Raw genomic sequence first — 13724 nt, 5'->3', positions numbered from 1 at the left:
CTACTTGATCGCGCTCGCGTTCGTTGCGGCCAGGTAGTGCGGCGGCTCTCCGCCGCCGTGCACCTCCAGCGTGGCGCCACTGATGTAGGACGCCGCATCCGAGGCCAAAAACGCCGTGGCCCAACCAACGTCCCGCGGTTTGGCCAGCCGGCCCAGGGGCACGTTCTTCGAGATCGCCGCGATCGAGTCGGCGTCACCGTAGAACAGTTCCGACTGTTCGGTTTCCACCATCCCGACCACGCAGGCGTTCACCCGGACCTTCGGCGCCCACTCCACCGCCAGTGTCTGCGTGAGGCTTTCCAGTCCGGCCTTGGCCGCCCCGTACGCCCCCGTGCCGGGGGACGGCCGCCGCCCCGACAGGCTGCAGATGTTGACGATCGACCCGCCGCGCGCTTGGTTTTGCATCTTGTCGTTGGCATGCTGCGAAACCCACAGCGCGCCAATGAGATTGAGCTCTATGATCTTGCGGTTGAACTTCGCGCTGGATTCAGCCGTCAGCACGTACGGCGAACCGCCCGCGTTGTTGACGACGACGTCGAGCCGGCCATGCGCGTCGACGATCGCATCGATCATCGCCTTGACCGCGTCGTCGTCGCGCACGTCGCAAGAGTGGAACTCGTAGGGCAAGCCCTCGACGGGCCGTCGCGCACAGGTGATCACCGTCGCGCCCTGCTCGGCGAACACCGAGCTGATTCCGGCGCCGACGCCGCGCACTCCCCCGGTAACCAACACCACCCGCCCGGCCAGCCCCAGGTTGATGCCTTCCGAAAGGGGCGAGCCTGCTTCGGCGGGAGTCACTGTGCTAGCGTACCAAGCAAGTGCTTGCTTAGGTAGTCAGCCCACCCAGGAAGTGCAATGACAATCACATCCACCACCACCGAGCCGGGCATCGTCGCGGTCACCGTCGACTACCCGCCCGTCAACGCCATTCCGTCGCGCGGCTGGTTCGAACTCGCCGACGCGATCACGGCCGCCGGCGCCAATCCCGAGACCCACGCGGTGATCCTGCGGGCGGAGGGCCGGGGCTTCAACGCCGGTGTGGACATCAAGGAGATGCAGCGCACCGAGGGATTCACCGCCCTGATCGATGCCAACCGCGGCTGCTTCGCCGCGTTCCGCGCCGTCTACGAATGCGCCGTGCCGGTGATCGCCGCGGTGAACGGGTTCTGCGTCGGCGGCGGCATCGGCCTGGTGGGCAACTCCGACGTCATCGTGGCCTCCGATGACGCCACCTTCGGCCTGCCCGAGGTCGAGCGCGGCGCGCTCGGCGCGGCGACCCACCTGTCCCGGCTGGTGCCGCAGCACATGATGCGGCGGCTGTTCTTCACCGCCGCCACCGTCGACGCCGCCACCCTGCAGCACTTCGGCTCGGTGCACGAGGTGGTGCCCCGGGATCAGTTGGACGAGGCCGCGTTGCGGGTGGCCCGCGACATCGCCGCCAAGGACACGCGCGTCATCCGCGCCGCCAAGGAGGCGCTCAACCTCATTGACGTGCAGCGGGTCAACTCGAGTTACCGCATGGAACAGGGCTTTACGTTCGAGCTCAACCTCGCCGGGGTGTCCGACGAACACCGCGACGCGTTCGCCGGCACGACGAAGGGCGAAAAGTCTTGAGCGACAAGCGGACCACCCTCGACGAGGCCGTCGCGCAACTGCGCAGCGGCATGACGATCGGCATCGGCGGCTGGGGATCGCGGCGCAAGCCCATGGCGTTCGTGCGCGCGATGCTGCGCACCGACGTCACGGACCTGACCGTGGTCAGCTACGGCGGGCCCGACCTGGGACTGCTGTGCTCGGCGGGCAAGGTCAAGCGCGCCCACTACGGCTTCGTGTCGCTGGACTCCCCGCCGTTCTACGACCCCTGGTTCGCCAAGGCCCGCACCAGCGGAGCCGTCGAAGCCCGGGAGATGGACGAGGGCATGCTGCGGTGCGGGCTGCAGGCCGCCGCAAACCGGTTGCCGTTCCTGCCGATTCGCGCCGGGTTGGGCAGTTCGGTCCCGGACTTCTGGGCGGGCGAGCTGCAGACGGTGACCAGCCCCTATCCGGCGCCCGGCGGCGGGCACGAGACGCTGATCGCCATGCCGGCGCTGCGCTTGGACGCCGCCTTCGTGCATCTCAATCTCGGTGACAGCCGCGGCAACGCGGCCTACACCGGCATCGACCCCTACTTCGACGACCTCTACCTGATGGCCGCCGAACGGCGCTACCTGTCCGTGGAGCGGGTGGTGTCCACCGAGGAGCTGGTCAAGGCGGTGCCACCGCAGGCGCTGCTGGTGAACCGGATGATGGTGGACGCGGTGGTCGAAGCGCCCGGTGGTGCCCACTTCACCACCGCCGCACCCGATTACGGCCGCGACGAGAAGTTCCAGCGCCATTACGCCGAAGCCGCCTCGACCGATGACGGCTGGCGGAAGTTCGTCCAGACCTACCTGTCCGGCGGCGAGGATGACTATCAGGCGGCGGTGCGCGCGTTCGCAGAGGAGGCCGTCAAGTGAGCAGCACCCGAGCCGAGATCTGCGCGGTGGCTTGCGCCGACTTGTTCAGGGACGCGGGCGAAATCATGGTCAGCCCCATGACCAACATGGCCTCCGTCGGCGCCCGGTTGGCCCGGCTGACCTTTTCGCCGGACATCCTGCTGACCGACGGCGAGGCGCAGCTGCTGGCGGACACTCCGGCTCTGGGCAAGACCGGACCTGTCGAGGGCTGGATGCCGTTCGGCCGGGTGTTCGAGACGCTGGCCTGGGGGCGGCGGCATGTCGTGATGGGTGCCAATCAGGTTGACCGATACGGCAATCAGAACATCTCGGCGTTCGGCCCGCTGCAGCACCCGACCAGGCAGATGTTCGGGCTGCGCGGCGCGCCCGGCAACGCGATCAACCACGCGACCAGCTACTGGGTCGGTAACCACTCCAAGCGGGTGTTCTGCGAGACGGTCGACGTGGTCTGCGGCATCGGCTGGGACAAGATCGACGCAGGCAACCCGGCGTTCCGCTTCGCCAACCCGTATCGGGTGGTGTCCAACCTCGGGGTGTTCGACTTCAACGGCCCCGATCACACCATGCGGGCGGTGTCCCTGCACCCCGGCGTGGCGGCCGCCGATGTCCGCGAGAACACGTCGTTCGAGGTGGACGGCCTCGACGAGGCCGAGGAGAGCAGGCTCCCGACCGACGACGAGCTGCACCTGATCCGCGAGGTGATCGACCCGAAGGCGTTGCGCGACCGAGAGATACGTTCATGAGGCTGCGCACGCCGCTGACCGAGCTGGTCGGTGTCGAGCATCCGGTGGTGCAGACCGGGATGGGCTGGGTGGCCGGAGCCCGGCTGGTCGCGGCCACGGCCAACGCGGGCGGACTGGGCATCCTGGCTTCGGCGACGATGACGCTGGACGAATTGGCCACGGCCATCGGCAAGGTCAAGTCCGCGACCGACAAGCCGTTCGGCGTGAACATCCGCGCCGACGCCGCCGACGCCGGTGACCGCGTGGAGCTGATGATCCGCGAGGGTGTGAAGGTGGCGTCCTTCGCGTTGGCGCCGAAGCAGGAGCTGATCGCCCGGCTCAAAGAGGCGGGGGCCGTGGCGATCCCGTCGATCGGGGCGGCCAAACACGCGCGCAAGGTGGCGGGCTGGGGCGCCGATGCGATGATCGTGCAGGGCGGCGAGGGCGGCGGGCACACCGGACCCGTCGCGACCACGCTGCTGCTGCCGTCCGTGCTGGACGCCGTGCAGGGCACCGGGATCCCGGTGATCGCGGCGGGCGGATTCTTCGACGGCCGCGGGCTCGCGGCGGCGTTGTCCTACGGCGCCGCCGGCGTGGCGATGGGCACCCGTTTCCTGCTCACCTCGGACTCCACCGTGCCCGACGCGGTGAAACGGCGCTACCTCGAGGCGGCACTGGACGGCACCGTGGTCACCACGCGGGTCGACGGCATGCCGCACCGGGTGCTGCGCACCGGACTGGTCGAGAGGCTGGAAAGCGGTTCGCCGGTAAGGGGTTTCGCGGCGGCGGTGGGCAACGCGGCGAAGTTCAAGAAGATGTCGCAGATGACCTGGGCGTCGATGATCCGCGACGGCCTGGCGATGCGGCACGGCAAGGACCTGACCTGGTCGCAGGTGGTGATGGCGGCGAACACCCCGATGTTGCTCAAAGCCGGGCTGGTCGAGGGCAACACCGAGGCGGGCGTGCTGGCCTCCGGCCAGGTCGCCGGGATCCTCGACGACCTGCCGTCGTGCGCGGAACTGATCGAGGCGATCGTCCGGGACGCCGTCACCCACTTGAAGGCCGCGGCGGCGCACATCGAGGAGGCATCACCCGGGGACCAATGACCCTGGCCCCGGCGGCTCGCGCGGCGGCATCCTGGATGCATGATGACGCTGGCCCCGAGCTCCTGGCCCACCCCGCTGTTGAACGCGCTTCGCACCTCCAACAAATACCTCCTCAACCCCCTGATGTTGCGCCTGGCCGGCCACAAGAACTGGTATGCGGCGGCGATCACGCATACCGGACGGCGGTCCGGCAAGCAGTACGCCACACCCGTCGTCGCCGAGCGCGTGGCCGACGGCTTCGTCGTCCCGCTGCCGTATGGCACCCGGGTGGATTGGCTGCAAAACGTCCTTGCCGCGGGTCGCGCGACCATTGCGGTCCAGGGCGAGAGCTACGACGTGGTCCAGCCGGAGATCATCGACGCGGCCGCGGCCCTGCCGCTGTTGTCCGACCAACGGCGCCGCACCTTCCAGCGGGTCGGCATAGAGCAGTTCCTCAAGGTCCGAGACCGGACCGCCGATTAAGCTATGCTCTAATTTCTGCGTTAGTTAAGCTATAATCTTCATATGGCTAGGGTGAAGGGGCCCCCTTCACTTCGTGCGACCTTGATCGGCGACGTGGTGGGATCCAGGCGCGCCGACGACCGGGTCGCACTTCAGCTCCGCGTCGCCACCGCGCTGGACCGGGTCGCCGCCGGCGCCACCGCCCCACCCGCCTTCACCGTCGGCGACGAATTCCAGGGCAGCTACCCCACGGTGGGCGCCGCCATCGACGCGGCCTTGACCGTCCGCCTTCTGCTTGCCCCGGAGATCGACGTTCGTTTCGGCATCGGCTGGGGCGCGGTCACCGTGCTGGACGCCGACGCCGGAATCCAGGACGGCCCGGGCTGGTGGACCGCCCGAGAGGCCATCCAGCAGACCGCCGAGACTCAGCGACAGCCCGGCTTCACGCTGGTGCGCACGACATTCCGGGCAGCAGGCGACACGCGCACCGACGTCGCGGCCGTCAACGCGGCCCTGATTTGTCGGGACCATCTGCTTGGATCGCTCGATGAAAGATCGTTGCGGATTGTGAGGGGCTTGATGACGGGGCGCACCAAAAAGGAGCTCGCGGTGGCCGAGGGCATCAGCCCGTCCGCGGTGTCCCAGCGGGCCGCCCGCGACGGTTTGGACATGATTGTCGTTGCCTCCCAGTATCTTCGGGATGTGCCGTGAGTGCCGTTGCGGTCCTGCTGCTCGCCGTCGGAATCGCCGACCTGTGCCGCCGGGTGGTCGGCGCGGCGTGGTTCCCGCTGGCGGCCGGACCCGTCGTGGTGGGGGCGTGCGCGGCGCTGGGCGCACTGTGGCACCGCGGCGATATCCCGCTGCTCGTGGTCGCCGCGGTCGCGGCGGTCGCCTGGGAGTGGCTGTGCCTGCGCAGCGAGCGCAGCGGCCGGCAGCAAGCGGCCCCGTTGGCCGTGTTCGCCGCGGCGTTGACGCTGCTGATCGTGCTGTCCGGATGGCCGTCGGCGGTCGGTGGCGTCATCGGGCGGTGGTCGGCTTGGGTGCAGCTGCCCCTGAGCCACGTAACGCCCACCCGGCTGGTCATGGTCATCGGGGTGGTGCTGGTGCAGTTTGCCACCGGAAATCAGTTGGTGCGCCTGGTGCTCGGCTCGGTGGGGGCGGTGCGCCCGGCCGGCGAGCCCCAGCCGTCGGACCGGCTCAAGGGCGGCCGACTGCTGGGCCCGATGGAACGGCTGCTGATCCTCAGCCTCGGCGTGGGCGGGCAGGTGGCCGCGGCCAGCGCCGTGGTCGCCGCCAAGGGCATCATCCGCTTTCCCGAGCTGAGCGCGCAGAAGAACCGCAACGGTGACGTCGGGATCGACGAGGTGACCGAATACTTTCTGGTGGGCAGCTTCACAAGTTGGCTGCTGGCGCTCACCGGGATTGCGTTGGTGTTGGCCGCCCGATAACTTCAACGCCGAGTGTGAAATTCACGACGCGACACGCCGTTGCAGCGTCGTGGGATTCACGCTCGGCGAACAGGGTCGCCAGCCCGCGGCTCGCATCGCGGCGACCACCCGGGCAATGAACGTGCCTTGCCGATGACGGAGCAGCTCGCTGCTCACCCTGATGATCGTCCAGCCCAAGTCGAGCAATGCGGCGTGCCGATCAATGTCGCGTTGGCGCTGGGCCGGGTCGGTCCAGTGTTGCGGTCCGTCGTACTCGATGCCGACGAGCAGCTCGCGGTACCCCATGTCGATGCGCGCAACGAAGTCACCGTATTCGTCGCACACCCTGATCTGCGTTTTTGGCGCGGGAAGTCCGGCGTCGATCAACACCAGCCGGGTTCGCGTCTCCTGCGGCGATTCCGCGCCGCCGTCGACGAGCGGCGTTACGCCTCGCAGGCGTGCCAAGCCCCGGGCACCGCGATGCGAAGCGATTACGGCCTCGATCTCAGCGATCTTGACGTCGGTCGCATTCGTCAACGCATCGCGCCGCTGGACAGCATGCAGCCGCGAGGACGTCCACCGCCCGATGTCGAAAGCCGTTCGTGCGGCATTTGTTACGGGCATACCTTCGACTTCGGCAACCTCCGCGGGAAGCAAGCTTTCGGAGTGCACTGCGATGCCACGCGGCGGGTGCCGGTTGCCGTGAATCAGCTCCGCATCGAGTGCTGGGCTCATCCACTTGGCGCCGAGAAGCGCGGCCGCCGATGTGCCGGCGATGACCGCCTGGCGTCGCGACCAGAGCCATGCCGCCCGCGCTCGCTCGCGAGCGGTCAGCTCGACGCCGACGGAACCGTAAACGCCCGGGTAGACCACCTCGTATAGCGACCGCATCGCCCGTTCGGGCATGGCCTTGGCCGCCAACGCCTCAGTGACTAAAAACAGCTCCGCCATGCAGTCATGCTGCCAACCCGGACCGACAAGCCGCCGAATGTGAAATTCACGACGCGGCACGCCGTTGAAGCGTCGTGGATTTCACGCTCGGCGCGAAGGGCTCGGCGCGAAGGGCTCGGCGCGAAGGGTTCGGCCGAGAGAGCTACAGCCGCTCGATGATCGTGACGTTGGCCGTGCCGCCGCCCTCGCACATCGTCTGCAAGCCGTAGCGGCCGCCGATGCGCTCGAGCTCGTTTAGCATCGTGGTGAACAGCTTGGCGCCGGTCGCGCCGAGGGGATGACCGAGTGCGATCGCGCCGCCGTTGGGGTTGACCTTTTCCGGGTCGGCCTTGATCTCCTTGAGCCAGGCCATAACCACCGGCGCGAAGGCCTCGTTGATCTCGACGGTGTCGATGTCACCGATCGACAGGCCGGTCTTGTCCAGCGCGTACCGGGTGGCCGGGATGGGTCCGGTCAGCATGAACACCGGGTCGGCGGCGCGGGCGCTGATGTGGTGGATGCGCGCCCGCGGGGTCAGCTTGTGGTCCTTGACGGCCTGCTCGGAAGCCAACAGCACCGCGCTGGCGCCGTCGGAGATCTGACTGGCCATCGCCGCGGTCAGCCGGCCACCCTCGACCAGCGTCTTGAGCCCGGCCATCTTCTCCAGCGACGACTCGCGGGGGCCCTCGTCGACCCGGAACGGCCCGGATTCGGTTTCCACGGCGATGATTTCGTTGTCGAAGTGCCCGCCGCGGATCGCCGCGAACGCGCGCTCGTGGCTGGTGAGCGCGTACTGCTCCATCTCCTCGCGAGACAGGTTCCACTTCTCGGCGATCAGCTCCGAGCCACGGAACTGGGAGATCTCCTGGTCGCCGTACCGGTGCAACCACTGCTTGGACTCGTTGGTCGGTGAGGTGAACCCGAACTGCTCGCCGACGGTCATCGCCGACGAGATCGGGATCTGGCTCATGTTCTGCACGCCGCCGGCCACGATGAGGTCCGCCGTGCCGGACATGATCGCCTGCGCCCCAAAGGAAATCGCCTGCTGGCTGGAGCCGCACTGCCGGTCCACGGTGACACCGGGAACCTCTTCGGGGTAGCCGGCGGCCAGCCACGAGAGCCGGGCGATGTTGCCCGCCTGCGCCCCGATCGCGTCGACGCAACCGGCGATCACGTCGTCGACGGCGGCGGGGTCGACGTCGACACGGTCGAGCAGTCCGCGCCAGCCATAGGCCCCGAGGTCGACGGGGTGCACCCCGGCCAGGGCGCCGTTGCGCTTGCCAACCGCGGTACGTACAGCGTCAATGACGTACGCCTCGGGCATGATTCAGACTCCTTCTTTGGTGATGCCGCCAAGCACGATGGCGAGATATTGCTGCCCCACCTGCTGCGCGGTGAGCGGTCCGCCGGGCTGATACCAGCGCACCGACACCCAGGTGGTGTCACGGATGAAACGGTAGACGAGGTCGACGTCGACGTCCGGCCGGAAGTAACCCTCATCGATGCCCTGATTGAGCACCTCGACCCACATCTTTCGCTGCTGGCGATTCATGTCCTCGATGTAGGAGAACCGCGGTTGCGACAGCAGCCGCTTGGCTTCGTCCTGGTAGATGACGACCTGGGCATGGCGATCCTCGATGGCCTCGAACGACGCCATGAACAGCCCCTTGAGTCGCTCCAGCGGATTGGATTCGCTGTCCACGATCTCGCGGTAGCGGGCGAACAACCAATCGAGGAAGCCGCGCAGCAGCTCGTCGACCATCTCCTCCTTGGAGGAGAAATGGTGATACAGGCTGCCGGAAAGGATGCCGGCACCGTCGGCGATGTCGCGCACCGTGGTGGCGCGCAAACCGCGCTCGGCGAACATCGTCGCGGCGAGCTCTAACAACTCGTCGCGGCGGCTGTTTGCCTGACCGGCCACACGGTCCACTCGATCAGGGTATCAACCAAGCGCTTGCTCGGCCAATGCGGCGCCACCCTCCCGCCCATCGAATCGTCGGTCAATTTCCCCGAAAACGCCCGCTCTCGGACGTCGCGTCGTAATCTCGCAACGTGCCGATTTGCTGTGGGGTGGGCGACACACCGTTAGCCGACCGGTGCGCCACGTCTTGCGTGGCCCCCGGCTGAGGCACGCCCGGCAGCAATCGCTACCAAAGGAGCAGTCCCCCATCAACTAAGGCCGGCCGCGGCGGCGGCAGGCCGAACGGCTAGGAGGCTACTGAAATGAGCTTTTTGGTTCTGCCCCCGGAGTTGAATTCGGCATTGATCTTTGCTGGTGCGGGATCCGCTCCCATGCTGGAAGCGGCGGCCGCTTGGGACGGGTTGGCCTCGGAGCTGAGCTCGGCGGCCTCATCCTTCGCGTCGGTGACGTCCGGGTTGGCGGGCCAGTCCTGGCAGGGCCCGGCGGCACAGGCGATGACCGCGGCGGCGGCTCCGTACAGCGGGTGGTTGAGCGCGGCGGCGTCGCAGGCGGCTTCGGCGGCCGGGCAGGCCCGCGCGGTGATCAGCGCGTTCGAGGCGGCGCGGGCGGCGACGGTGCACCCGATGCTGGTGCAACTGAACCGCAACTCGCTGGTGCAGATGGTGATGTCGAACTGGTTCGGCCTCAACGCGCCGGCCATCGCCCAGCTCGAGGGCGACTACGAGGCGATGTGGGCCCAAGACGTCGCGGCGATGGTCGGCTACCACGGCGGGGCGTCCGCGGCGGCCGCGCAGTTGGCACCCGCGCAGACGCTGCAGGACCTGCTCGCCGGCCTGCCCAACCTCGGCGCCGGAAACATCGGCAATGCCAACCTCGGCGGTGGCAACACCGGCAGCGGCAACGCCGGCAACGGCAACGCCGGCAGCTCCAACCTGGGCAGCGGAAACATCGGCAACCACAACGTCGGCAACGGGAACACCGGCAACCGCAACCTCGGCGCCGGAAACGCCGGCTTCGGCAACATCGGCTTCGGGAACGCCGGCAGCTCGGCCACCACCGGTCAAAACGTCGGCATGGGTAACAACGGCAACAACAACTTCGGGTTCGGCAACAGCGGCAACGGCAACCGCGGTGGCGGGAACTTCGGCAACAACAACATCGGCGGCGGGAACACCGGCAACAACAACATCGGCTTCGGGCTCACCGGGAGCAACGAGATCGGCATCGGCAACACCTATTTCAACACCGCGACCAACCACATCAGCTTCGGCGGACTGAACTCGGGCGCCGGCAACATCGGGATCGGCAACTCCGGCACCAACAACATCGGCTTCTTCAACTCCGGCAGCGGCAACGTCGGCATCTTCAACACGGGTGCCAACACCCTCAACCTCGGCCACATCAACGACATCGGCTTCGGAAACTCGGGCAGCAACAACATCGGGGTGGGGAACTCCGGCCTCGGCAACAACGGCTTCGGCAACTCATGGGAGTTCAACACGGGCTTCGGGAACTCGGGCGCTCAGAACACCGGCTTCGGCAACGCGGGCCTCGACAACACGGGGAACTGGAATGCGGGCAGCGACAACACGGGTGATGGGAACTCGGGCTCCGTCAACACCGGAATGTGGAACTCGGGCCTCACGAACACCGGCGTCGGCTTCACCAACTACTCGGGACTGCAGAACTCGGGCTTCGGCAACGTCGGTGAAGACGTCTCGGGCTTCTTCAACACGGCCAGCGGCGGAGCAAACTTCAACGGTTTCGTTTCCGGCTTCTTCAACTCGGTCACCGGCGGATCGGTCTTCAACTACCACGTCTCGGGCATCGGAAACCACATCCTGCCCGACCCGAACGGCATCCTGGGCACCGCCGCCAGCGGATACGCATCGGGCATGTTCAACGCGATCACCGGCGCATCCGGCGTGTTCGGTCTCAGCCGGATGTTGCCGTAACCGATCGGTAGCGAGACCCACTGTCCCGCAAGGCCGGTCACGGCCGGCAACACGGGCTTCGGGAACCCGGGACTTGCACAACGTATCGACCGGCGGCAACGTCAACGGCGACGGTTCCGGCTTCGGAAACAGGGCATCTCGGGGTTCATCGACCCGGGCGATGCCGGCTTCAACTCCGGTGTGCTCAACGCCGGCAGCTTGATATCCGGGCTGTTCAGCCTCAGCTTTTGTCCAAGCCAATTGATGCCGTAGCGGGGTGACTCGGCGACGGGAGCGCCTTCCGGGAGCCGGCCGGGCAGGTCGACTCGGGCGTTTTCTCAACGGGCGTCGGCAACGCGGGCCAATGGGACACCGGCTTCGGAAACGCGGGCAACTTCGACACGGGCGCCGGGAACTCGGGCAATGCCGATAGCGGCTTTGGGAACTCTGGCTTCGAAAACACCGGCGACGCTACGTCTGGCTTCTACAACCGTGCCACTGGCGGCCTGATCAACGGCGGCAGCTCCGGCTTCTTCAACACGGCCAGCGACGGCTTTTCGTCGGGCTTCTTCAATACGGGCGTTACGCAGCCGCTCGGCATATTCCCCATCGGCACGGTCAGCGGCTCCAACTCGGGCCTGCTCAACATCGGCACCGGCATCGCGGGGCTCTTCAACCTGGCCCGCCTGTAACCCGGTCACGGGTGTTGACTGGAAACCGAAATCACCTCTCCGGTCAGGTAACTCGAGTAGTCGCTGGCCAGGAACGCGATGGTGGAGGCGATTTCCCACGGCTCGGCGGCACGGCCGAACGCCTCGCGAGCGGACAGCTGGTCCAAGAGTTCGGTCGAGGTGGTCTTGTCCAGAAACTTATGCCGCGCGATGCTGGGCGACACCGCGTTGATCCTGACCCCGTATTCGGCGGCTTCGATTGCGCTGCAACGGGTTAACGCCATCACGCCGGCCTTGGCGGCGGCATAGTGCGACTGCGAGTGCTGGGCGCGCCAGCCCAGCACGCTGGCGTTGTTGACGATCACGCCGCCGTGCGACGCCTCGCGGAAATACCGCAGCGCCGCGCGGGTGGCCCGGAACACCGACGTCAGCGTGACGTCCAGCACGCGGTCCCATTCGTCGTCGGTCATGTCGACCACCGGCGTCTGCCCGCCCAGGCCGGCGTTGTTCACCAGTACGTCGAGGCGGCCCATCCGCGCGGTCGTCGAGTCGATCAGCGCGTCGACCTGCGCGGTGGACGTCACGTCGCACACCACCTTCTCCACCCGGCCCAGTTCCAGCGCGGCGAGCTCGTCGGCGGTCTCCCCCAGTCGTCGTTCGTGGTGGTCGGAGATCACCACGTCGGCCCCCTCCGCCAGCGCCCGGCGGGCGGTCGCCGAACCGATGCCGGTTCCCGCCGCAGCGGTGACGACGACGACCTTGCCCTCCAGCAGGCCATGTCCGGCAATCTCTTTCGGAGCTTCGGAGAGCGTCATCCCTTTACCTCTCGGGGTAAGCCGAGCACCCGCTCGGCGATGATGTTGCGCTGGATCTCGTTGGAACCGCCGTAGATGGTGTCGGCGCGGGTGAACAGGAACAGCCGCTGCCATTCGTCCATCTCCCCGTCGGTCAGCGTCATCCCGGCCTTGCCGATCACGTCCATCGCCAGCTCGCCCAGGGCGCGATGCCAGTTGGCCCACAACAACTTCGACACGTTGTCCTGGCCGGGCTGCTCGACGTCCATGGTGGCCAGCGCGTACGACCGCATGGCCCGCAGCCCGGTCCACGCACGGGTCAGCCGCTCGCGGATGAACGGGTCGTCGGCGGCGCCGTTGCGCTGCGCCAGCTCGGCCAGGTTGGAAAGCTCACGCGCGTAACGGATTTGCTGTCCGAGCGTGGAGACGCCGCGCTCGAAGGTCAGCGTCCCCATCGCGACGCGCCAACCGTCGCCCGGCTGGCCGACGACCATCGAGGCGTCGGTACGGGCGTCGTCGAAGAACACCTCGTTGAACTCCGCGGTACCGGTGATCTGCACGATCGGCCGGACCTGCACGCCGGGCTGGTCCAGCGGCACCAGCAGGTACGACAGTCCGGCGTGCCGCTTGGAGCCCTTCTCGGTGCGCGCGACCACGAAGCACCACTGCGACAGGTGCGCGAGCGACGTCCACACCTTCTGGCCGTTGATCACCCATTGGTCGCCGTCGAGCTCGGCGGTCGTCGAGACGTTGGCCAGGTCGCTGCCGGCGCCCGGCTCCGAATATCCCTGGCACCACAGTTCGGTGACGTCGAGGATGCGCGGCAGGAAGCGCTGCTGCTGCTCGGGGGTTCCGAACGCGATCAGCGTCGGCCCCAGCAGCTCCTCGCCGAAGTGGTTGACCTTGTCCGGCGCGTCGGCCCGGGCGTACTCCTCGTAGAACGCCACCCGGTGCGCGGTCGACAGCCCGCGGCCGCCGTGCTCGACCGGCCAGCCCAGGCAGGTCAGCCCGGCGTTGGCGAGGTGCTGGTTCCACGCCCTGCGCTCCTCGAACGCCTCATGCTCGCGTCCCGGCCCGCCGAGTCCCTTGAGCGCCGCGAATTCGCCGACCAGATTGTCGGCGAGCCACTGGCGGACCTCGGCCCGGAACTCCTCGACGTCCTGCATGCCCTGTAGGCTAACCTACCAAGCACTTGCTTTGGTGGCCCGGGCCGACGATGTGCGCCGCGCAGCGGCGTGTGGAGAAGCCGGGCAATCAGGCCCCGAGCGGTCCCAGAGGAGCAC

At 67.7% G+C, this 13724-nt stretch carries 15 protein-coding genes; 8 read left to right on the top strand and 7 right to left on the bottom strand.

The window, feature by feature from the left end; all coding sequences use genetic code 11:
• Positions 1 to 798: an SDR family oxidoreductase gene (locus tag A5696_RS02915; RefSeq protein WP_156738228.1), complete on the bottom strand. Its 798-nt coding sequence runs from the start codon at positions 796 to 798 to the stop codon at positions 1 to 3.
• A gap of 57 nt (positions 799 to 855) precedes the next feature.
• Here A5696_RS02915 and echA20 point away from each other — a divergent pair, with 57 nt between their 5' ends.
• From echA20 to A5696_RS02880, 7 genes are read left to right on the top strand one after another with little or no spacing between them, the layout of a single operon-like run.
• Positions 856 to 1614: a (7aS)-7a-methyl-1,5-dioxo-2,3,5,6,7,7a-hexahydro-1H-indene-carboxyl-CoA hydrolase gene (gene echA20 / locus A5696_RS02910; RefSeq protein WP_067873142.1), complete on the top strand. Its 759-nt coding sequence runs from the start codon at positions 856 to 858 to the stop codon at positions 1612 to 1614.
• Complete coding sequence (gene ipdA / locus A5696_RS02905) at positions 1611 to 2495, top strand: cholesterol ring-cleaving hydrolase subunit IpdA (protein WP_067873140.1); 885 nt, start codon at positions 1611 to 1613, stop codon at positions 2493 to 2495. The genes echA20 and ipdA overlap by 4 nt, the downstream gene beginning before the upstream one ends.
• Positions 2492 to 3238 carry a cholesterol ring-cleaving hydrolase subunit IpdB gene (gene ipdB / locus A5696_RS02900; protein ID WP_067873137.1) on the top strand — a complete coding sequence of 249 codons (747 nt, stop codon included), beginning with the start codon at positions 2492 to 2494 and terminating at the stop codon, positions 3236 to 3238. Before ipdA ends, ipdB begins: the two co-directional genes overlap by 4 nt.
• Positions 3235 to 4323: a (3aS,4S,5R,7aS)-5-hydroxy-7a-methyl-1-oxo-octahydro-1H-indene-4-carboxyl-CoA dehydrogenase gene (gene ipdC / locus A5696_RS02895; protein WP_067873134.1), complete on the top strand. Its 1089-nt coding sequence runs from the start codon at positions 3235 to 3237 to the stop codon at positions 4321 to 4323. The genes ipdB and ipdC overlap by 4 nt, the downstream gene beginning before the upstream one ends.
• Positions 4324 to 4362: 39 nt before the next feature.
• On the top strand, positions 4363 to 4785 hold the full coding sequence (locus A5696_RS02890) for a nitroreductase/quinone reductase family protein (protein WP_082968889.1): 423 nt from the start codon (positions 4363 to 4365) through the stop codon (positions 4783 to 4785).
• Between the two features lie 42 nt (positions 4786 to 4827).
• Entirely contained in the window at positions 4828 to 5475 is a 648-nt protein-coding gene (locus tag A5696_RS02885) for a SatD family protein (RefSeq protein WP_067873131.1), read from the top strand.
• Entirely contained in the window at positions 5472 to 6212 is a 741-nt protein-coding gene (locus A5696_RS02880; protein ID WP_067873128.1) for a hypothetical protein, read from the top strand. Before A5696_RS02885 ends, A5696_RS02880 begins: the two co-directional genes overlap by 4 nt.
• A gap of 21 nt (positions 6213 to 6233) precedes the next feature.
• Here the strand turns inward: A5696_RS02880 and A5696_RS02875 are convergent, their stop codons facing one another.
• The 3 genes from A5696_RS02875 to kstR2 form a co-directional block, all read right to left on the bottom strand.
• A complete protein-coding gene (locus A5696_RS02875) occupies positions 6234 to 7142 on the bottom strand; it encodes an endonuclease domain-containing protein (protein WP_067873126.1) in 909 nt (302 codons plus the stop codon).
• 142 nt (positions 7143 to 7284) lie between these two features.
• Entirely contained in the window at positions 7285 to 8445 is a 1161-nt protein-coding gene (fadA6, locus tag A5696_RS02870) for a steroid 3-ketoacyl-CoA thiolase FadA6 (protein WP_067873123.1), read from the bottom strand.
• A gap of 3 nt (positions 8446 to 8448) precedes the next feature.
• Entirely contained in the window at positions 8449 to 9051 is a 603-nt protein-coding gene (gene kstR2, locus A5696_RS02865; RefSeq protein ID WP_156738227.1) for a TetR family transcriptional regulator KstR2, read from the bottom strand.
• 293 nt (positions 9052 to 9344) lie between these two features.
• Here kstR2 and A5696_RS02860 point away from each other — a divergent pair, with 293 nt between their 5' ends.
• A complete protein-coding gene (locus A5696_RS02860; RefSeq protein ID WP_067873120.1) occupies positions 9345 to 10997 on the top strand; it encodes a PPE family protein in 1653 nt (550 codons plus the stop codon).
• Between the two features lie 317 nt (positions 10998 to 11314).
• On the opposite strand, the gene A5696_RS27530 is transcribed toward A5696_RS02860, so the two are convergent.
• From A5696_RS27530 to ipdE1, 3 genes are read right to left on the bottom strand one after another with little or no spacing between them, the layout of a single operon-like run.
• Entirely contained in the window at positions 11315 to 11677 is a 363-nt protein-coding gene (locus A5696_RS27530) for a hypothetical protein (RefSeq protein WP_156738226.1), read from the bottom strand.
• Entirely contained in the window at positions 11674 to 12462 is a 789-nt protein-coding gene (gene ipdF / locus A5696_RS02855; protein ID WP_067873117.1) for a (5R,7aS)-5-hydroxy-7a-methyl-1-oxo-2,3,5,6,7,7a-hexahydro-1H-indene-carboxyl-CoA reductase, read from the bottom strand. Before ipdF ends, A5696_RS27530 begins: the two co-directional genes overlap by 4 nt.
• The gene (ipdE1, locus tag A5696_RS02850; protein ID WP_067873114.1) at positions 12459 to 13607 is read right to left on the bottom strand and encodes an acyl-CoA dehydrogenase IpdE1; all 1149 of its coding nucleotides are present in this window, start codon (positions 13605 to 13607) and stop codon (positions 12459 to 12461) included. The genes ipdF and ipdE1 overlap by 4 nt, the downstream gene beginning before the upstream one ends.
• Between the last annotated feature and the right edge of the window lie 117 nt (positions 13608 to 13724).

This window comes from Mycobacterium sp. E2699 (assembly GCF_001666745.1).
In the GTDB taxonomy this organism is placed as follows: domain Bacteria; phylum Actinomycetota; class Actinomycetes; order Mycobacteriales; family Mycobacteriaceae; genus Mycobacterium.
Note: the sequence above shows the minus strand (reverse complement) of the source record. Positions and strands in the feature narration are given on the sequence as shown.

Bases quoted from the DNA above. Each gene is read 5' to 3' on its own strand.
- A5696_RS02890 (WP_082968889.1), top strand. From the start codon at position 4,363: ATGATGACGCTGGCCCCGAGCTCCTGGCCCACCCCGCTGTTGAACGCG.
- echA20 (WP_067873142.1), top strand. From the start codon at position 856: ATGACAATCACATCCACCACCACCGAGCCGGGCATCGTCGCGGTCACC.
- ipdE1 (WP_067873114.1), bottom strand. From the start codon at position 13,607: ATGCAGGACGTCGAGGAGTTCCGGGCCGAGGTCCGCCAGTGGCTCGCC.
- A5696_RS02860 (WP_067873120.1), top strand. From the start codon at position 9,345: ATGAGCTTTTTGGTTCTGCCCCCGGAGTTGAATTCGGCATTGATCTTT.
- fadA6 (WP_067873123.1), bottom strand. From the start codon at position 8,445: ATGCCCGAGGCGTACGTCATTGACGCTGTACGTACCGCGGTTGGCAAG.
- ipdC (WP_067873134.1), top strand. From the start codon at position 3,235: ATGAGGCTGCGCACGCCGCTGACCGAGCTGGTCGGTGTCGAGCATCCG.
- ipdF (WP_067873117.1), bottom strand. From the start codon at position 12,462: ATGACGCTCTCCGAAGCTCCGAAAGAGATTGCCGGACATGGCCTGCTG.
- A5696_RS02875 (WP_067873126.1), bottom strand. From the start codon at position 7,142: ATGGCGGAGCTGTTTTTAGTCACTGAGGCGTTGGCGGCCAAGGCCATG.
- A5696_RS02885 (WP_067873131.1), top strand. From the start codon at position 4,828: ATGGCTAGGGTGAAGGGGCCCCCTTCACTTCGTGCGACCTTGATCGGC.